Origin of the sequence: Streptomyces sp. NPDC059534 (genome assembly GCF_042743475.1) — a bacterium.
In the GTDB taxonomy this organism is placed as follows: Bacteria; Actinomycetota; Actinomycetes; order Streptomycetales; family Streptomycetaceae; genus Streptomyces.
Map to the genome: position 1 here is coordinate 120,089 of NZ_JBHWAQ010000022.1, position 18,276 is coordinate 138,364.

Annotated in this window: 14 protein-coding genes, 4 tRNA genes and 1 riboswitch; of the genes, 15 read left to right on the forward strand and 3 right to left on the reverse strand. The window is 73.3% G+C overall.

Annotated features, from left to right (window positions below; genetic code table 11):
* Nucleotides 1-9 precede the first annotated feature (9 nt).
* Nucleotides 10-83: transfer RNA gene (locus ACFVZH_RS25360), tRNA-Asp, on the reverse strand.
* A gap of 39 nt (nucleotides 84-122) precedes the next feature.
* Nucleotides 123-195, reverse strand: a tRNA-Glu gene (locus tag ACFVZH_RS25365).
* A 104-nt stretch (nucleotides 196-299) separates the two neighbouring features.
* On the opposite strand from ACFVZH_RS25365, the gene ACFVZH_RS25370 reads away from it, so the two are divergent.
* From ACFVZH_RS25370 to ACFVZH_RS25400, 7 genes are all read left to right on the forward strand, one after another.
* The gene (locus ACFVZH_RS25370; RefSeq protein ID WP_033208941.1) at nucleotides 300-650 is read left to right on the forward strand and encodes a metallopeptidase family protein; all 351 of its coding nucleotides are present in this window, start codon (nucleotides 300-302) and stop codon (nucleotides 648-650) included.
* Nucleotides 651-893: 243 nt separating this feature from the next.
* Complete coding sequence (locus ACFVZH_RS25375; RefSeq protein WP_384900551.1) at nucleotides 894-1,559, forward strand: hypothetical protein; 666 nt, start codon at nucleotides 894-896, stop codon at nucleotides 1,557-1,559.
* A 197-nt stretch (nucleotides 1,560-1,756) separates the two neighbouring features.
* Nucleotides 1,757-3,931, forward strand: coding sequence for a DEAD/DEAH box helicase (locus ACFVZH_RS25380; protein ID WP_384900553.1), 2,175 nt, complete (start codon nucleotides 1,757-1,759; stop codon nucleotides 3,929-3,931).
* 244 nt (nucleotides 3,932-4,175) lie between these two features.
* Nucleotides 4,176-7,289, forward strand: a complete 3,114-nt coding sequence (locus tag ACFVZH_RS25385) for an FG-GAP-like repeat-containing protein (protein WP_384900555.1) — start codon at nucleotides 4,176-4,178, stop codon at nucleotides 7,287-7,289.
* A gap of 151 nt (nucleotides 7,290-7,440) precedes the next feature.
* Nucleotides 7,441-7,513, forward strand: a tRNA-Lys gene (locus ACFVZH_RS25390).
* A 210-nt stretch (nucleotides 7,514-7,723) separates the two neighbouring features.
* A complete protein-coding gene (locus ACFVZH_RS25395; RefSeq protein WP_384900595.1) occupies nucleotides 7,724-9,298 on the forward strand; it encodes a diacylglycerol/lipid kinase family protein in 1,575 nt (524 codons plus the stop codon).
* Nucleotides 9,295-9,879: a phosphatase PAP2 family protein gene (locus ACFVZH_RS25400; protein WP_384900556.1), complete on the forward strand. Its 585-nt coding sequence runs from the start codon at nucleotides 9,295-9,297 to the stop codon at nucleotides 9,877-9,879. The genes ACFVZH_RS25395 and ACFVZH_RS25400 overlap by 4 nt, the downstream gene beginning before the upstream one ends.
* A gap of 50 nt (nucleotides 9,880-9,929) precedes the next feature.
* Here ACFVZH_RS25400 and sigJ read toward each other — a convergent pair whose 3' ends face one another.
* Complete coding sequence (gene sigJ, locus ACFVZH_RS25405; RefSeq protein WP_384900557.1) at nucleotides 9,930-10,862, reverse strand: RNA polymerase sigma factor SigJ; 933 nt, start codon at nucleotides 10,860-10,862, stop codon at nucleotides 9,930-9,932.
* Between the two features lie 185 nt (nucleotides 10,863-11,047).
* On the opposite strand from sigJ, the gene ACFVZH_RS25410 reads away from it, so the two are divergent.
* The 8 genes from ACFVZH_RS25410 (at nucleotide 11,048) to ACFVZH_RS25445 (ending at nucleotide 18,242) form a co-directional block, all read left to right on the forward strand.
* Nucleotides 11,048-11,542, forward strand: coding sequence for a rhodanese-like domain-containing protein (locus ACFVZH_RS25410; protein ID WP_384900559.1), 495 nt, complete (start codon nucleotides 11,048-11,050; stop codon nucleotides 11,540-11,542).
* Between the two features lie 52 nt (nucleotides 11,543-11,594).
* Nucleotides 11,595-11,668, forward strand: a tRNA-Met gene (locus ACFVZH_RS25415).
* Nucleotides 11,669-11,786: 118 nt separating this feature from the next.
* On the forward strand, nucleotides 11,787-12,527 hold the full coding sequence (locus ACFVZH_RS25420) for a MerR family transcriptional regulator (RefSeq protein WP_384900561.1): 741 nt from the start codon (nucleotides 11,787-11,789) through the stop codon (nucleotides 12,525-12,527).
* 129 nt (nucleotides 12,528-12,656) lie between these two features.
* Nucleotides 12,657-13,034, forward strand: a complete 378-nt coding sequence (locus ACFVZH_RS25425) for a hypothetical protein (protein ID WP_384900562.1) — start codon at nucleotides 12,657-12,659, stop codon at nucleotides 13,032-13,034.
* Between the two features lie 63 nt (nucleotides 13,035-13,097).
* Complete coding sequence (locus ACFVZH_RS25430) at nucleotides 13,098-14,135, forward strand: PLP-dependent cysteine synthase family protein (RefSeq protein WP_384900564.1); 1,038 nt, start codon at nucleotides 13,098-13,100, stop codon at nucleotides 14,133-14,135.
* Nucleotides 14,132-15,355, forward strand: a complete 1,224-nt coding sequence (locus tag ACFVZH_RS25435; RefSeq protein WP_384900566.1) for an MFS transporter — start codon at nucleotides 14,132-14,134, stop codon at nucleotides 15,353-15,355. The genes ACFVZH_RS25430 and ACFVZH_RS25435 overlap by 4 nt, the downstream gene beginning before the upstream one ends.
* A 161-nt stretch (nucleotides 15,356-15,516) precedes the next feature.
* On the forward strand, nucleotides 15,517-16,773 hold the full coding sequence (locus tag ACFVZH_RS25440; protein WP_384900568.1) for a PP2C family protein-serine/threonine phosphatase: 1,257 nt from the start codon (nucleotides 15,517-15,519) through the stop codon (nucleotides 16,771-16,773).
* Nucleotides 16,774-16,974: 201 nt separating this feature from the next.
* Nucleotides 16,975-17,121: riboswitch (cyclic di-AMP (ydaO/yuaA leader) on the forward strand.
* A gap of 11 nt (nucleotides 17,122-17,132) precedes the next feature.
* Nucleotides 17,133-18,242, forward strand: coding sequence for a M23 family metallopeptidase (locus tag ACFVZH_RS25445; RefSeq protein ID WP_384900570.1), 1,110 nt, complete (start codon nucleotides 17,133-17,135; stop codon nucleotides 18,240-18,242).
* Nucleotides 18,243-18,276 lie beyond the last annotated feature (34 nt).

The window sequence follows — 18,276 nt, forward strand, 5'->3', positions numbered from 1 at the left end:
CGACCTCAGCGATCCTGACGGGACTTGAACCCGCGACCTCCACCTTGACAGGGTGGCGAGCTAACCAACTGCTCCACAGGACCTGGCTATGTGCGAGCACTAGTCTCGCACACGGTAATGCGTACCCCCAACGGGATTCGAACCCGTGCTACCGCCTTGAAAGGGCGGCGTCCTGGGCCACTAGACGATGAGGGCTAAGGGCCCACCTGCGCGCTTCTCAGCGCGTCGGGGACGTCTGAAGCATATGGGATGGCGGCCGCTATCGCCAAAACGGTTTCCCGGAGGGGGAGAATGGGCGCGTGCTGGAGATGACGCGCGAGGAGTTCGAGGAGCTTGTCGCCGAGGCCCTGGACCGGATTCCGCCGGAGCTGACGCGGCTGATGGACAACGTCGCCGTGTTCGTGGAGGACGAGCCCGCCCCGGACGACCCGGAGCTGCTCGGCCTGTACGAGGGGACGCCGCTGACGGAGCGCGGTGAGTGGTACGCCGGGGTGCTGCCGGACCGCATCACGATCTACCGGGGCCCGACGCTGCGGATGTGCGAGTCGCGCGAGGACGTCGTCGCGGAGACCGAGATCACCGTGGTGCACGAGATCGCCCACCACTTCGGCATCGACGACGAGCGGCTGCACGCGCTGGGCTACGGCTGAGCCGGCCGGGTGGGTGACCGCGCGCCGGGCCGCGGCTGAGCCGGTCGGGTGGCCGCGCGCGCCGGGCCGGGCTGCGCGCGCCGGACCGAGCCGGTCGGGCCGGACCGAGCCGGTCCGGCGGCCGCGACCACCTGGTCGGGCCGCGCCGGTCGGGCGGTCTCCGGGCGTGTCCCTTGTGGAGCAAAGGGAGTTGGGCAGGGTGACGCGTTCCTTCCCTGCCCGTTGTGTCCTGGAGGTGCCCCCGTGCGCCAATTGCCCACCCCGGTGAGATGGGCCGCCACCGCGCTGGCCGTCGCGGCCTGTGCCGGTCTGAGCGGCTGTATGAGTGTCAGCGACGAGGGGGCGAAGCCGGCGCCCGGCGCGTCCGGGGGGAAGCAGGGCGCGGCCGCCGAGTCCGACGGGGGCGGAGGCGGGTCGGCCGGGGGCGGCGGCTCCTGGAACGGCCGGTCGGGCAGGAGCGGGCCGGAGGCGGCCGGAGCGGGTACGGAATCCCCGGTGCCGAGCGGCTCGCCCTCGGGCACGGCGAAGCCCTCCCTCGGCGAGGTGCTGCCGATCGAGGGCCCGGGCGGCCCCGGCGGCACGCAGAAGCCGCAGCCGACGGGCGGCCAGCAGGGCCCGGGCGACGCGTCCGGGGGGAACGGGGGCAGCGGCGGCGGGAACGGCGACACCGGCGGCGGGAGCGGGGGCCCGGGCGGCGGCGGGACACCGACACCGGAGCCGACCGTGCCGAGCCCGGAACCGACACCCGAGCCGACCGTCCCGACGCCCGAACCGACGCCCGAGCCGACCTCGAACCCGACCGATCCGCCGACCTCCGGCAGCGACACCCAGCTGGGCGCGATGCGGGCCGCGGACGGGCCGGGCGCGTCCTCGGAGCCGATGGCGTCACCGCAGGTCGGACCGGTGTGACGGAGTCCGATTTGCCATAGGTGGGGGAGGGTGCGTATGGTGGTAGATCGTTTGATCCCATTGCCCGGCGCCGACACAGAAGAGCGCCGCGTGGCGCGTACTCTCCCTAGCCGTGGCTGACCGCATTGAGGCGGTCGTTTGCGAAATCACGGAGTTGACGGGCGCGTGCCGAGACTCCGGAAGGTTTCGCATTTCGCATGTCCATTTTCAGTTCTGACCACGCCGTCATGCCCGAGAACGACGAGATCGTCGAGGCCGTAGTCGCCTCCGAGACCGCCGAGATCGTCGAGATCCTCGACGTCGACGCCGACACCGACGTCATCGAGGCCGACATCACCGAGGCCGACGACTTCGACGCCGACTCCGCCGAGGAGCCCGCCGAGCCCACGATCACCTTCGGCGACCTCGGTCTGCCGGAGGGCGTCGTCCGCAAGCTCGCGCAGAACGGCGTCACCACCCCCTTCCCGATCCAGGCCGCGACCATCCCGGACGCCCTGGCCGGCAAGGACATCCTCGGCCGCGGCCGCACCGGCTCCGGCAAGACCCTCTCCTTCGGTCTGCCGCTCCTGGCCGGTCTGGCCGGCGGCCACACCGACAAGAAGAAGCCCCGCGGCATCATCCTCACGCCGACCCGTGAGCTCGCGATGCAGGTCGCGGACGCCCTCCAGCCCTACGGCGACGTGCTCGGCCTCAAGATGAAGGTCGTCTGCGGCGGTACGTCCATGGGCAACCAGATCTACGCCCTGGAGCGCGGTGTCGACGTCCTCGTCGCCACCCCGGGCCGTCTCCGCGACATCATCAACCGCGGCGCCTGCTCCCTGGAGAACGTGAAGATCGCGGTCCTCGACGAGGCCGACCAGATGGCCGACCTGGGCTTCCTGCCCGAGGTCACCGAGCTGCTCGACCAGATCCCCGGCGGCGGCCAGCGCATGCTCTTCTCCGCCACGATGGAGAACGAGATCGGCACCCTGGTCAAGCGCTACCTGACCGACCCCGTCACGCACGAGGTCGACAGCGCCCAGGGCAACGTCACGACCATGACCCACCACGTCCTCGTCGTGAAGCCGAAGGACAAGGCGCCGGTCACCGCCGCCATCGCCGCCCGCAAGGGCCGCACCATCATCTTCGTCCGCACCCAGCTGGGCGCGGACCGCATCGCGGAGCAGCTGTGCGACGCCGGTGTGAAGGCCGACGCGCTGCACGGCGGCATGACGCAGGGCGCCCGTACCCGCGTCCTGGAGGACTTCAAGAAGGGCTACGTCAACGCGCTCGTCGCGACCGACGTCGCAGCCCGAGGCATCCACGTCGACGGCATCGACCTGGTCCTGAACGTGGACCCGGCCGGCGACCACAAGGACTACCTGCACCGCTCGGGCCGTACCGCCCGTGCCGGCCGCTCCGGTGTCGTGGTCTCCCTGGCCCTGCCGCACCAGCGCCGCCAGATCTTCCGTCTGATGGAGGACGCGGGCGTCGACGCCACGCGCCACATCGTCGGCGGCGCCGGCGCGTTCGACCCGGAGGTCGCCGAGATCACCGGCGCCCGTTCGCTGACCGAGGTCCAGGCCGACTCCGCGAACAACTCGGCCAAGCAGGCCGAGCGCGAGGTCGTCGACCTGACCAAGCAGCTGGAGCGCCTCCAGCGCCGTGCCGTCGAGCTCCGCGAGGAGGCCGACCGCCTGGTGGCCCGTGCCGCCCGTGAGCGTGGCGAGGACCCCGAGGCCGCCGTGGCCGAGGTGACCGAGGCCGCCGAGGCCGAGGTCGCCGCCGCCGCCGTCGAGGCCGAGCGTGCCGCCCGCGCCGAGGAGCAGCGCCGCGAGGAGCGTCCGGCCCGCGACGAGCGGGGCAACTACGAGCGCCGTGACCGCGGTGGCGACCGCGGTGGCGACCGTGGCGGCTTCCGTGGCGGCGACCGTCCGTCCGGTGGCTTCAACCGTGACGACCGTGGTGGCGACCGTGGCGGCTTCCGCCGTGACGACCGTCCGTCCGGTGGCTTCCGTCGCGACGACCGTCCCTCGGGCGGCTTCAACCGTGACGACCGTCCCTCGGGTGGCTTCAACCGTGACGACCGTGGTGGCGACCGTGGCGGCTTCCGCCGTGACGACCGTCCGTCCGGTGGCTTCAACCGCGACGACCGCGGCGGCCGCTCCTTCGAGCGCCGCGACAACGACCGTCCGGCCGGCGGCCACCGTGGCAGCGACCGTCCGTTCAACCGCGACCGTCGTGACGACCGCCCCTCCGGCGGCTTCCGCCCGGGTGGCGGCGACCGTCCCTACGGCCGTCGTGACGACCACCGCGGCACCGGCTCGACCGGCTCGACCGGTGGCTCCTTCGGCCGCCGCGACGACAAGCCGCGCTGGAAGCGCAACGGCTGAGGTCGGCTGACCTGAACGAGCCGGGCCCGTACGACACTTCGGTGGCGTACGGGCCCGGCTCTTTGTCGTGCGCGGGCGGCCGGTCCCAAATGCCCGGACCGACCGCCCGCGCCGACCGCCCGTACCGTCGTTCGACCGGATACGCTCAGCCGGTCGACGTGGGTGAGAAGAGCCGGCCAGGGGGCCCGGCGCAGGCTTCTCCCCGACTTCCGAACGTCAGGTTGCCCTGGGGAGGGACCTCTCTTTGTCTCGTTTCGCACGCGCGCGGCACCCCCGCGCGCGTATCGCCGTTCTCGCCACCGCTCTGCTCGCCTCCGGAATCGGCCTCTCGCCGTCCGCGACGGCCTCGCCGGTCGTGGGGATCGACCAGCTGGACATCACGCCGAACTGGCGGGGCGTGCCCCGGCAGGAGACCGTCCTCGCGGTGGGGCCCACGGGGTACGCGCACCGCACGGAGGACTCCGACGAGCACTCCGGGGAAGAGCCGCAGTGGACCGACTTCGCCAGTGGGACGACCGTGCCGCTGGGGTACGGCAGCGGTAACGACGCCTTCGCCGAGCGGGGAACCGGCGGCCGGTACGTCTACCTCCAGCACGGCATCGGCACCCACTACCTCCGCGACGTGCGGACCGGTGAGGAACAGCCGCTGAACATCCCGGCGGACACGAGCTTCCGGGGGATCCTCGGCGAGACGCTGCTCTTCCAGCAGTACGAACCGGGCTCGTCGTACGCCACCACCACCGGGTACTTCCTGCGGCGCGTCGGCGACGGGACGACGATCCCCGTCACCGGCTGGCCCGAGGGCGCAGCCGACCTCCACACGGCGAGGCTCGTGGCGGGCGACGGCGACACGGCCGTGATCCGCTTCTCGGCCTCCGCCGGATACACCTACACCCACCTCGGCGTCGTCGACCTGCGGACCGGGCGGATGACGGTGATCGACTCGGCCACGCCGGCGATCGACGTGCTCGTCGGACCGGTGGCGGTGACGAAGGAGCGGATCGCCTGGGTCGACACCGCCCGCACGGTCCACATCCAGCGGCTGGACGCCCTGAACGGGCCCGAGACGACCTACCCGCTGCCCGAGGAGCTCTCGGTCCGCCGGATCGGACTCGTCGGCGAATGGGTCCTCGCCACCGACGACGTGACGGGCACGGACGCGGCGCTCCACCGCCGCCTCCTCGCGCTCTCCCCGACGGGCGCGGCACAGCCGCTCCTCGACCGGGCCGAGGGCGAGATCAACCAGATCGGCGACGGTTCCGGCGCCGCCGTCGTCGGCGGCTCCTCCGCCACCGACTGGTCCCTGTTCAAGATCGTCCCCGGTAAGGGCGGCGTGCCCGCCGTCGAGAAGCTGCGCCGCCTGGAGCCGCTCCCGGCCAAGGTCGACGCGCTCGCGCTCGGCGCCGGCCGGCTCACCACCCTGGAGTACGACGGCCCGAACGGTCCCGGCTTCTACGGCCGGTCACTTCCGGTCGGCCCGGTCCACACCGGGCAGTCCGCGCCGGCGTGGCAGGGCATCGAGGCGAACGCCGAGTGGAGGGCCTCGCCGCTCCTCGACACCGGCGACGGCCGCACGGTCTCCTACCCTCGGATCCCGTACACCGCGCGGGCGGTCGTCACCCGTGACGCCGCCGGCCGGACGACCAAGGTCACCCTCGACAAGGACGGCCGGATCGAGGACGCCTTCGGCCGGTGGGCGGTCTTCCAGAGCGGCACGCCCACCTTCCCCGGCGAACTCGTCGCGGGCGGCGAGACGGTCGTCGTGAACACGGACGCGGCGACGGTCGTGGCGCGGCAGACGCAGACCGCGGCCGCCCTGTGGGGCGACACGCTGTTCACCGGTACGGCGACGGCCGGCGAGGTCGCCCGCAAGGACCTGGCGACCGGCAAGGACCTCGGCAAGGTGGCGACCGGCTCCGGCTGCCCCCTGACGGAGCTCCAGACGGCCGGCGGCCGCTGGCTCTACTGGGCCTGCGGGCAGTACGCCAAGCAGGGCGTCGTCGACCTGAGGAGCGGCGCCGGGATCGCGCTGCCCCGCTCGTACGGCGGCGGCGGACTCCTCGGCGACGGCTACTACGTGGACCAGTCCGGCTCCTACCTCCGGATCACCGACTTCTCCGGCGGTACGGCGAAGGCGCCGCGCGTCCTCGTCGACGCCACGCCGGTGCACGGCGCCCGCCGGCAGGCGTGGACCGTCGACCGGTTCGGCGGGGCCGTCGCGTACAAGGACGCCGAGAACCGCGTCCACGTGGTGTGGACGGGCGTGCCCACCTCCGACCTCAAGGCCGCCTCGGCGACCGTCCCCGCGACCGCGCTGTCCAAGTCCGGCTGGAAGGCGTCCTGGACGCTCTCCAAGCCCGCGTCGATATGGCAGCTGACGATCCGCGACCTGTACTCCGGGGCAGCGGTCCGCACCTACGGCGGCGGCGAGACCCGCGGCCGGATCGACGTCTCGTGGGACGGCAGGACGGCGGCGGGCAAGGCACTGCCCAACGGGCCCTACACCTGGGACCTGACGGCGAACACCGCCGACGGGCAGGGCCGGGACCTGGTGGCCTCCGGCCGCGTCACGCTCTCCGGCGGCACGCCCGCGTGGCGCGACCTCTCCGGCAACGACGGCCAGGGCGACCTGCTCGCGATGGACCCGGCCGGCCTCGTCTCGATGTACCGCGGCGACGGATTCGGCGGCATGTCGGGGCGGATCGCCGGAACCGGCGCGAAGTTCCCCGCCACCTCCGTCCTGGTGCCGTTCGGCGACACGAACGGCGACGGCTGCGCCGACGTCCTCGCCCGGGTCGGCGACCAGCTGCGGGCCTACCGCCCGGGCTGCGGCAAGGTCGTCTCGGCGTCCTCGCCGTACACCCTGATCGGCGCGGGCTGGGGACAGTACGACGTCCTGACGTCCCCCGGCGACGTGAACGGCGACGGCTTCACCGATCTGATCGCCCGCCAGACGACGACCGGCGACATGTACTTCTACGCCGGCACCGCCGACCACCACGTGAAGAACCGCGTGCGGTTCGGTACCAACTGGAAGCTGTACAAGAAGCTCATCGGAGCCGGCGACCTCAACCGCGACGGGCGCGGCGACCTGCTCGGCGTGGACGCCGCCGGTGTCATGTGGCGGTACTACGGCACCCCCACCGGTGGCGTGACCGCCCGGGCCAAGCTCGGCTCCGGCTGGAGCGGCTTCACCTCCCTGGTCGGCATCGGCGACCTCTCCGGCGACGGCCGCCCCGACCTCGCCGCCCGCGACACGGCCGGCAAGCTCTACGTCTACTACGGCAACGGCTCGGGCTCCTACGGCTCCCGCGCCCCCGCCGGCGCGGGCTGGAACACCTTCAAGTCCCTCTTCTGACCCATCGAACCCCCGCTCGCCCCGGGGGCCCGGGCCACCACGGCCCGGCCCCCGCGGCGACCCCCAACGACAACCACGGCGCGGCCGGTGTCGGATACCCGATCGGTTCCGGGGATCTCTCCGGCTATGCTGCACAGGTGTGCTTGTCCACGGGCCGTTAGCTCAATTGGCAGAGCAGTGGACTTTTAATCCATTGGTTGTGGGTTCGAGTCCCACACGGCCTACGTCAGGCGAGGAGGACCTCTTCCCCGCCGAAAGCGCCCCGACCGGTTTTCGACCGGGCGGGGCGCTTTCCTTGTTCCGGGCTTTTTGCGTGAACGGATCATTCCGGGGCGCGGGGTGGGGCAGCGTGGGTGAGTGTGGGGTGGAGCGCCGGGGCGCGGAGCGTGGAGGTGGGGACCGTGACGGAGACGGTGGACGGGGCCGGGGATCCGATGGAGACGGCTCGGACGCTGGCCCGGTGTGCGCTGGCCACGGCGGGGGCCGCGGTGGTGCTGCTGCTGACGGGGCTGGGCGCGGGTGGGCTGCTGATTCTGGTCAGCGGGCTCGCCGGACTGGCCGTGTCGGCGGTGGGCATCTGGTGGCTTCTCGCCCATCGGGGGCCGCTGCGGGTGACCGGTGCGCTGCTCGCGGTCGGCGCGCCCGTGGGGGTGCTCACCCTGTACGTCGTCGGGGGGCTGGCGTTCACCGCGCTCCTGGCCGTCGGGCTGTGGGCGGTGGCGATGCTGTGCGCGCGGGCGGCGTTGCGCCTTCCCGAGGTGAGACTCGAGGACGACGGGGCGGGCACCGAGGTGATGCGGGGTGAGCGGCGGCCGAGACCCCGCAGGCCCGTGCTCATCATGAACCCGAAGTCCGGGGGCGGGAAGGTCGGGCGGTTCCGGCTCGTGGAACGGGCGGAGAGGCTGGGCGCCCGGGTGATCCTGATCGACCCGTCCGTCGAGACCGATGTGGCCGCGCTCGCCCGGGAGGCCGTCGCCGGGGGCGCGGACCTGCTCGGGGTGGCCGGCGGCGACGGCACGCAGGCCCTGGTGGCGGCGGTGGCCGCCGAGCACGATCTGCCGTTCCTGGTCATCTCGGCCGGGACGCGCAACCACTTCGCCCTGGACCTGGGGCTCGACCGTGACGACCCGTCGACCTGTCTGGACGCCCTGTCCGACGGCGAGGAGTTCCGGGTCGATCTGGGGTCGGTCTCGGGCCGGCCCTTCGTCAACACCGTCTCGTTCGGGGTGTACGCGGATGTCGTGCAGCGCCCCGAGTACCGCGACGCGAAGGCGGGAACCGCTCTCGACGTGCTGCCCGATCTGCTCCAGGGCGGTCAGGGCGCGCGTCTGGACGCGACCGCCGACGGCGTCCGGCTGCCCGCGCAGCAGGCGCTGCTCGTCAGCAACAACCCGTATGCGGCGCCCGATCCCTTCGGGGCCGCCGCCGCCCGCAGGCCGCGGCTCGACGGCGGTGAGCTGGGGGTGATCGCCGTCCGCGTGGACGGGGCCGCGCAGGCCGCCGATCTGGTCGTACGGGGCACCCAGTCGGCCGGTCTGAACGTCCTGACGGCGGACCGTGTCGAGGTCACCGGCAAGTCGTTCCCGGGTCGCGATGCCGGATCCCCGTTCGCCGGCGGCGCCTGGGGCGGCGGCCCCGCGGCGGGAGGCGGCTCGCCCGCGACCGGCTCGTCAACAGGTCCCGGCTCGTCAACAGGTCCTGGCTCGCCCGCAGGTGCCGGCTCGTCCGCGGGCCCCGGCTCGTTCACGGACCCCGGCTCGTTCACGGGTGGTGCCGACTCCCGTTCCCCTTCCGTCTCCATCTCCGTCGCCGTCGACGGCGAGGCGCTCGTCATGACGACCCCGGTGGTCTGCACCCTTCGTCCGCGCGCCCTGCGGGTCCTGGTGCCGCGTCACCGGCCGGGGTCGGTCCCGCCGGCGCCGCCGCTGGACTGGCGGCTGATCACCGCGCTCGCGTTCCCCGACCACTTCCCCTCGACCCCCCGTACCTTCCGAAGGAAAAGCTCATGACCTCGACGACCAGGACCGGTGCCCTCCGGGACGTCATCCGGGACCTCAACGCGGTCGACGGTGCCGTGTACGCGGCCGTGGCGGCGACGCCCACGCCCACGCTCGACGCGGGGCTGCGCCGGCTCTCCCGGACGGCCGACCACTCGAAGATCTCGTTCACGGCGGCGGCCGTGCTCGCGTGCGTGCCGGGGCGGCCGCGCCGGGCGGCGCTGGTCGGGCTGGGGGCGATCGCGGTGGCCTCGGCCTCGGCCAACCTGCTGGGCAAGCGGCTGGTCCGCAGGCCGCGGCCCGACCGGGAGGCGGCCCGTGTGGTGGTGGGCCGTCATGTCCGTATGCCCGACTCGGCGTCGTTCCCGTCCGGGCACACCGCGTCGGCGGTCGCCTTCGCCACCGCCGTGGGGACGGTGCTGCCGGTCGCGGCGCTGCCCCTCGGGGTGCTGGCGGGGGCGGTGGGCTACTCCCGGGTGCACACCGGGGTGCACTACCCGGGCGATGTCGCCGCGGGCGCGTTCCTCGGCGTGGCGAGCGCCGTCGTCGCCCTGGCGGTCGACGCGTCCTGGTCGGCCGCCCGGAGGGAGTGAGCTCCCTCGGCCGCCCGGGGGAGTGAGCCCCGGGCGGCCCGCCCCCGGACTCAGTAGGCGGCGCGGGCCAGTTCCTCCTCGGTGAAGCCGAGGCCGGCGAGCCGCTCGGGGTCGGCCAGGACCTGGAGGCCGACGATGCGGTCGCCGGCGATGGTGAAGGACATGAGCGCGGCCGGGCGTCCCTCGACGACCGAGAGGAACGCGGGCGCGCCGTTGACGACGATGGGCAGCGCCGCCTGCCGGAACTTGGCGTACATGAGGGCCTGCGAGATGACGGCCTCGGCGCCCCGCACCAGCTTGGACGAGCCGGCGAGGATCCGGCCGCCGTCCGCGCGCAGCACCACGTCGGGGTCGAGGACCGCGAGCAGTCCCTCGAAGTCGCCGCCGTTGGCGGCGGCGAGGAAGGCGTCGGCGATCTCCCGCTGCCGCCGGGCGTCGGGCCCGGGGGCGGGGGAGGCGTCCTGCACGCGGCGGCGGGCGCGGCTGGCGAGCTGGCGGGTCGCGGCCGGGGTGCGGTCCACGATCTGCGCGATCTCGTCGAAGGAGACGGCGAACATGTCGTGGAGCACGAACGCGAGGCGTTCGGCCGGCGACAGCGTCTCCAGGACGACCAGGAGGGCGAGGCCGACGGACTCGGTGAGTTCGGCGGCGTGCTCCGGGTCGGTGGTGTCGGCGACCCGGACCACCGGGTCGGGGAGGTAGTACTCCAGCGGGTCCTCGCGGCGCGAGCCGCGCGAGCGCAGCATGTCGAGACAGACGCGGCCGACGACGGTGGTCAGCCAGCCGCTGAGGTTCTCCACCTCGCTGACGTCGGCGCGGCTGAGTTTGAACCAGGCTTCCTGCACGGCGTCCTCGGCCTCGCTCAGCGAGCCCAGCATCCGGTAGGCCACCGCCCGCAGATGGTTCCGGTCGGCCTCGAAGCGCCGGGCCAGAAGTTCCTTGTCGGCGTCCACTTGTCGATCTCCCCCTTCGCGTCCCGTCATGCCGTCATGACGGATGAAACCCTGTCCATGTGACACGAGCGGGCGGGGTCCGGGTGGGTCGTGTGGTCCCGGTACGTGAGATCCCCGCCGTCTCGTGGGCAACGCCCGTGATTCCCCGGCCGAAGTCCCGGACCGCCGTGGATCCGTACTTCATCCCGGTGGTCGTTGTTCGTAGATTGATCATCATGACGACGACAACGACGCAGGCCAACCCCGTTCTCCGCACCCCGCCGGCCTCTCCGGCCGCCGCTGCCGCCTACTTCTCCGCGAGCCTCGCCTTCCACGCCGACGTGTCCGACGTGGCCTCCGCGCTCGCGACCGCCGCCGCCGACGGCACCGACCCGGGCTTCGTGGTGATCGACTCGCGCTCGACCGCCTCCTGGGACCAGGGGCACGTCCCCGGTGCGATCCACCTGCCGACGGCGCTCGTCCCCGAGCAGGCCGAGCAGCTCCTCGACCGGTCCGTGCCGGTCGTCACGTACTGCTGGGGCCCCGGCTGCAACGGGGCCACGCGCGCCGCGCTGGCCCTCGCGGAGCTGGGCTTCCAGGTCAAGGAGATGCTCGGCGGCTTCGAGTACTGGGTGCGCGAGGGCTTCGCGTACGAGACCTGGGAGGGCCCCGCGGAGAAGGCCGCGGACCCGCTGACGGCGCCGGTCGACTCCGACGACTGCGGGTGCTGAGGAAACCGATTTCGTGATCGCCCCGGTCGTAGCGTAGAGTCAGGTTTACCGACGCGGGGTGGAGCAGCTCGGTAGCTCGCTGGGCTCATAACCCAGAGGTCGCAGGTTCAAATCCTGTCCCCGCTACTCAGTAGCAACGAAGGCCCGGATCCTTGTGGATCCGGGTCTTCGTCGTTTCCGGGGGTTCCGCCGGTCGGCGGTCTCGCTTGACCTTGCCGCAGCGTCAAGTTCTAGCGTTCTCGGCATGGAGTGGTCGATCCAGGAGATCGCCAGGAAGGCCGGCACCACCAGCCGCACGCTCCGGCACTACGGAGAGCGCGGACTGCTGGAGCCGAGCCGGATCGGCGCGAACGGTTACCGGTACTACGACCAGGAGGCGCTGGTACGGCTGCAGCGCATCCTGCTGCTGCGCGAGCTGGGGCTCTCGCTGCCCGCCATCGCCGAGGTCCTCGCGGGCCAGCGGGACACCTCCGCCGCCCTGCGGACGCATCTCGTCCTCCTGGAGCAGGAGCGCGAGCGCATCGGACGCCAGATCGCGTCGGTGCGGACCACTCTCCACAAGACCGAGAAGGGAGAAGAGCTCATGGCCGAGGAAGTGTTCGACGGCTTCGACCACGCGACGTACGAGCAGGAGGTCACCGAGCGCTGGGGCCGCGAGGCGTACGAGAAGGGCGACCGCTGGTGGCGCTCGCTCGACGCCGGGCAGCGGAAGGCGTTCATGGACGAACAGGCCGGCATCGCCCGTGACTTCGGGCAGGCGGCCCGGGACGGTCTGGCCGCCGACAGCGAGGAGGTGCAGGCCATCGCGCGGCGCCAGGTCGCCTGGCTGTCGGCGACCACGACCCCGAGCCGGGACTACGTGATCGGGCTCGGCCGGATGTACGTCGACGACCCGCGCTTCACCGCGAACTACGACAAGCACGGCGAGGGCACCGCGGTCCTCGTCCGGGACGCGATGAAGGTCTACGCCGAGCGGAACCTCTAGGGGATGTCCGGGGGGTGTCCCGGCGGGACGTCTCCGATCGCGGGCGGTACCGCCTGAAGTAAACGGTGGCCGAAACGGCGCCCGCCTCTTTGCGGGCGCACCGCACCCCACCGTAGTGTCACGCGCACCATGAGTGACGAGCGTGTGAGCGATGTGAGCCGGCGGGCGCCCGCCGTGCTCGTCCTGCTCGCGCTCCTCGCCCTCCTCGTGAGCGTCTGCCACGGTTCCCACGGGCACGCGCTGCCGGCCACCGGCACGGCGACCGTCTCCGCCCCCGCGCTTCCGCACGGCTGCGAGCGGTCCGGGGACGCATGGTCCTTCGACGCCCATCTCCCCGCGCAGGCAGCCGCCCCGCAGACCGGAGCGCCGGACGCCGGCGGAGCCGTACCCCTGTCGTACACGGCGGACCTCCGCACCGATCCCCGCGCGCGCTGCGTCCGGGGCCGGGCGGGACCCGGCCCCGAGCCGGGCCGTCTGCTGATCGCCCTCGGAGTGGACCGGAACTGAGCCGGGTCCCGCCCTCGCGTGACCAGGCTCCCTTCGGCGTACCACCTCAAGGACGTATCCCCCATGAGCGACCTGCTCCTCGGCAACACCCTGCCGCTGCCCGTCGGCGGGCAGACCGTCGGCAACACCCCCGTCGTCCGGACGGACGACGGCTACTGGGCCAAGCTCGAAGGCTTCAACTTCGGCGGCATCAAGGACCGCGCGGCCCTCTACATGGTCGAGCAGGCCCGCCGCCGCGGCGAGCTGCGGCCCGGCGCCCCCATCGTCGAGTCGACCTCCGGGACCCTTGGTCTCGGCCTGGCGCTCGCCGGCGTCCTCCACGGGCATCCGGTGCACGTCGTCACCGATCCCGGCCTCGAACCGATGGTCGAGCGGATGCTCGTCGCCCACGGCGCCCGGGTCCACGTCGTGACCGAGCCGAGCCCGCTCGGCGGCTGGCAGCAGGCCCGGATGGACCGGGTCGCCGAGCTGCTGGTGGGCCTGGACGGGGCCTGGTGGCCCGACCAGTACGGGAACCCCGACAACCCCGACGCCTACGCCGGGCTCGCCGCCGAACTCTCCGGGCAGCTCGACCGGATCGACGTGCTGGTCTGCGCGGTCGGCACCGGCGGCCACTCGGCCGGGATCTCCCGGGCCCTGCGCGCCACCGGCAGCCCCGCCCTGGAACTCGTCGGCGTGGACTCCGTCGGCTCCACCGTCTTCGGCCTGCCCGCCGGGGAGCGGCTGATGCGCGGCCTCGGCTCCTCCATCCACCCGGCGAACGTCGACCACGGCGCCTTCGACGAGGTCCACTGGGTGGGGCCCGCGGAGGCGGTGCGGTCGGCCCGCCGGCTGGCCGCCCGCCAGTTCGCGACGGGCGGCTGGAGCGTGGGGGCGGTCGCGCTGGTCGCCGGCTGGCTGGCCAGGACCCGGCCCCGGGGCACCCGGATCGCGGCGGTCTTCCCCGACGGGCCGCAGCGGTACTTCGACACCGTCTTCAACGACGAGTTCTGCGCGGCGCACGGCCTCCTCGACGGGCCGGTGCGCGAGGACCCGGTCGTGTACGAGCCCGGTGCGCGCGTGGACGGCTGGACCCGCAAGGCGCTGGAGCGGGTCCGTTGACCGCCACGAGCACGGCGCCTCCCGCCAAGGGGGGCGTCTGGCGGCAGAGCCGTACCTTCCCGCCCGCCGTGCGGCTGCTCTTCGTCAACCAGCTGACCATCAACCTCGGCTTCTACATGCTGATGCCGTACCTGGCCGCGCACCTCGCGGACGGTCTCGGGATGGCGGCGTGGGCGGTCGGTCTGGTCCTGGGCGCCCGCAATCTGTCCCAGCAGGGCATGTTCCTCGTCGGCGGGGCGCTCGCCGACCGGCTGGGCTTCAAGCCGCTCATCGTGGCCGGCTGCGCGCTGCGGACGGTCGGCTTCGGGGCGCTGGCGTTCGCGCAGTCGCTGCCGATGCTGATCGCCGCCTCGCTGGCGACCGGGCTCGCGGGGGCGCTGTTCAACCCCGCCGTACGGGCCTGCCTCGCGGCGGAGGCCGGTGAGGAGCGGCGGGTGGACGCCTTCGCGCTGTTCAACGTGTACTACCAGGCGGGCATCCTGCTCGGGCCGCTCGTCGGGGTGGCCCTGACGGGGGTGTCGTTCCGGCTGACGTGCACGGTGGCGGCGCTGCTGTTCGCCGGCCTGACGTTCGTCCAGCTGCGGCACCTTCCCGTACGGGCCGGGGCGCCGGGCCGGGAAGCGGAGGCGCGGGGGCAGTTCCGCACGGTCCTGTCCCACCGCACCTTCTGGTTCTTCTCGCTCGCCATGACGGGCTCGTACGTCCTGTCCTTCCAGGTCTACCTGGCGCTGCCGCTCGCGGCGGACGGAACGGCGCTGACGACGGCGCTGTTCGTCGTCTCGGCGCTGGTCGCGCTCGCCGGCCAGCTGCGGATCACGGCCTGGTGCCGGCGCCGGCTGAGCCGGGAGCGCTGTCTCGTCCTCGGGCTCGGCCTGATGGGCGTGGCCTTCCTGGCCCCGGCGACGCTGGGCCGGGGCGCGGCCGGGCTCCTGCTGTGCGCGGCCGTGCTGGCCGTCGCGAACGCGGTGCTCTACCCGTACGAGATGGACACCGTCGTCGCCCTGTCCCGGGGGCGCTGGGTGGCCACCCACTACGGGCTCTACAACACCGTGTGCGGGGTCGGGATCACCCTCGGGAACCTGGGGACGGGCGCGCTGCTCGACGTGACCGGCTGGTCGGCGGTGCCGTGGTTCGCCCTGTGCGCCGTGGGCCTGGTGTGCGCGGCGGCCATGGCCCTGCTGGCCCGGGGCGGGCGGCTCGCCGCGGCGGCCGGGGACTGAGGAAGCGGCCCGAGCGGCCGCCGGGTCGCCCCCGCTTGTTCGTCGGGCCGCCTGTCCGCCCGGCTGCCCGGGTCGTTTGTCCGCCGGGTCGCCCGCCCGGCCGGGCTACGCCAGTCGGCCGCACGGGAGTCGCCGCCCGGTGCGGCGGCGGCCACCCTGGGATGGCGCGGTGCGGACCGCGGCCGGGCGGACCGGGCAGGAGAGCACAGGTGGGGCACCCCCTAGGAGCGGCGGGCGGCGGGCGGCGCGGCGCGGACCGCCGTGCCTACGGCGGTGCCCGGCGGTTCATCCGGGCCCTGCCGCCGCTGGTCATCGCGGGCGGTGTCGTCTTCGACGTGCTGACCCCGCCCGCGTACACGGCGGCCCCGCTGTTCTCCGCCGCCCCGCTGATCGCCGCGCCGTTCTTCTCCATGCTCACCACGCTGCTGACCGGACTCGCCGCCGCCCTCGCCTCCGTCGGGCTGCACCTCTACAACGACACCGCGAGCGACATCCCGGGGCTGACCGAGACCCTGACCGTCGTCACCGTCTCGGCGCTGGCCCTCCTCATCAACCGGGTGGTGCGGCGCAGCGGCGAACGGCTCGCCTCGGCACGGGTCATCGCGGAGACCGCGCAGAAGGCGGTGCTGCCGATGCCGACCGAGCGGATCGGCGGGGTCCAGTGCGCGGCGCGGTACGAGGCCGCGCAGGCGGACGCGTTCATCGGCGGCGACCTGTTCGCCGTCCAGGACACCCCGCACGGGGTGCGGCTGGTGGTCGGGGACGTCCGCGGCAAGGGGCTGGAGGCGGTCGAGGCCGTCGCCGTCGTCATCGGGGCGTTCCGGGAGGCGGCCGAGCAGGAGCGGACCTTGGAGGGCGTGGCGCAGCGCCTCGAACGGGCGCTGGCCCGGGAGGGCACCCGCCGCCACGGACTCGACGCCTTCGAGGGGTTCACCACCGCGGTCCTCGCCGAGATCCCGCGTGCCGACGGCAGCGGTACGTTCGACGGGTTCGTCCGGGTCGTGAACCGAGGCCACCCGCCCCCGCTGATGCTGTTCACGGACGGGCGGCTGGACCTGCTGGAGCCGTCGGAGGCGGCGCTGCCGCTCGGCATGGGGGACCTGGCGGTGTGGCCGGACCGGGCCGAGGCGCGGCCCTACCCGCCGGGCGCGACGCTGCTGTTCTACACCGACGGCCTGTCGGAGGCGCGGAACGCGGAGGGCGTCTTCTACGACCCCGCGGAGCGGCTCGCCGGCCGGATCTTCCCGGGGCCGGAGGAACTGCTCGACGCGCTGGTGGACGACGTACGGCTGCACACCGGCGGAGGGGCGACGGACGACATGGCGCTGCTCGCGGTGAGCCGGCCCGCGACGGGGCAGCCGCAGCGGCGCCGGACCATGCCGGTGGTGCCGCCGGGAGGGCCCGGTCACCAGGCGTAGTCGAGAGGTGTCCCTGTGATAACAATTGACATAACGTCAGATCGAGAGGGTTTGGTGATCTCGTTCTGAAGGGGGGTCAACTCGGTCTATTCTCCCCCAATTCAATGAACGATCAAGAGGAACAGCTTGGAATCGGGACCCCCTGTCTATTAACGTTCGATAACGCAGCGCGGTCGTCCCAGCCGTCGCAAGAGGCGGCACCGTGCGCACGCGCCGAATCCTGAAAGGGAACCGGGGAACCACCACTTGGGGTGAATCGGGCCTTTCGCACCTGTGCGACCGTGTCCGTAGGAGACCTTCCTGCTCCGAACCCGTCAGCTAACCCGGTAGGCGAGAAGGAAGGAAAGGAGCGCCCCTCCGTGGCGTCCAACACCCCCGCACCCGAAGCCCCCTTCGATGCCTTCGGTGGCGGTGCGGGTCCCGCCGCCCCGGACACCGAATGGAACCCCACCGAGGGTTCCCTCCGCGCCGAGAGCCGCTCCGGCGGCCGGCACCGGGTCGTCAAGCAGCGCTCCAACTTCGCCCGTTCCTCCACCGTCCTCGGCGTCGGCGTGATCGCCGCGGTCGGCGCGGGCGGCCTCGCCACCGCGCAGGAGAAGCCCCCGGTCGCGATCTCGCTCCCCGACCTTCCCGACCTCGGCCTGCCGGACGCCCACGACCTCCCCGGCGTCGGCGACCTCCTCCCCGACGAGGACCCCGAGCCGGTCAGCGCGGCCCGCGCCAACCCCAACCCGCTCACCGCCGCCACGTACACCACCACCGACGAGCGGACCGGCCAGGACGACCAGGCCGCGAAGACCGCGACCGGCGCCGGCGACGCGGGCGAGGCCCTGCGCGCCCGCATCCTCCAGCAGGCCGAGCAGCAGCAGGCGTCCGCCGACGCCGCCGACAAGGCGGCGGCGGAAGAGGCGGCGGCCGAGAAGGCGGCGGCGGAAGCCGCGGCCAAGGCCGACGCGGCGGCCAAGGCGGCCGCCGAGGCCAAGGCGAAGGCCGAGGCGGAAGCGAAGGCGAAGGCGGAGGCGGAAGCCGCTGCGAAGGCCGAGGCCGAGCGCCTCGCGAAGCTCGCCGCGAGCTACTCGCTGCCCCTCTCCTCGTACACCCTCACCGCCTCCTACATGCAGTCCGGCTCGATGTGGTCCTCCGGCTACCACACCGGCCTCGACTTCGCCGCGCCCACGGGCACCCCGCTCAAGGCGGTCCACGGCGCCACAGTCAAGTCGGCCGGCTGGTCCGGCTCCTACGGCTACCGGATCGTCCTGGAGCTGGGGGACGGCACCGAGGTCTGGTACTGCCACCTCTCGTCGATGACGGTCTCCGCGGGCCAGACGGTGGGCACCGGCGAGACCATCGGCCGCGTCGGCGCCACCGGCAACGTCACCGGCGCCCACCTCCACATGGAGGTCCACACCCCGGGCGGCGACGGCATCGACCCGGCGCAGTGGCTCCGCTCCAAGGGCCTGTCGCTCTGACCGAAGCGGAATAGGCCCGGCGGCCGGAGCGGTT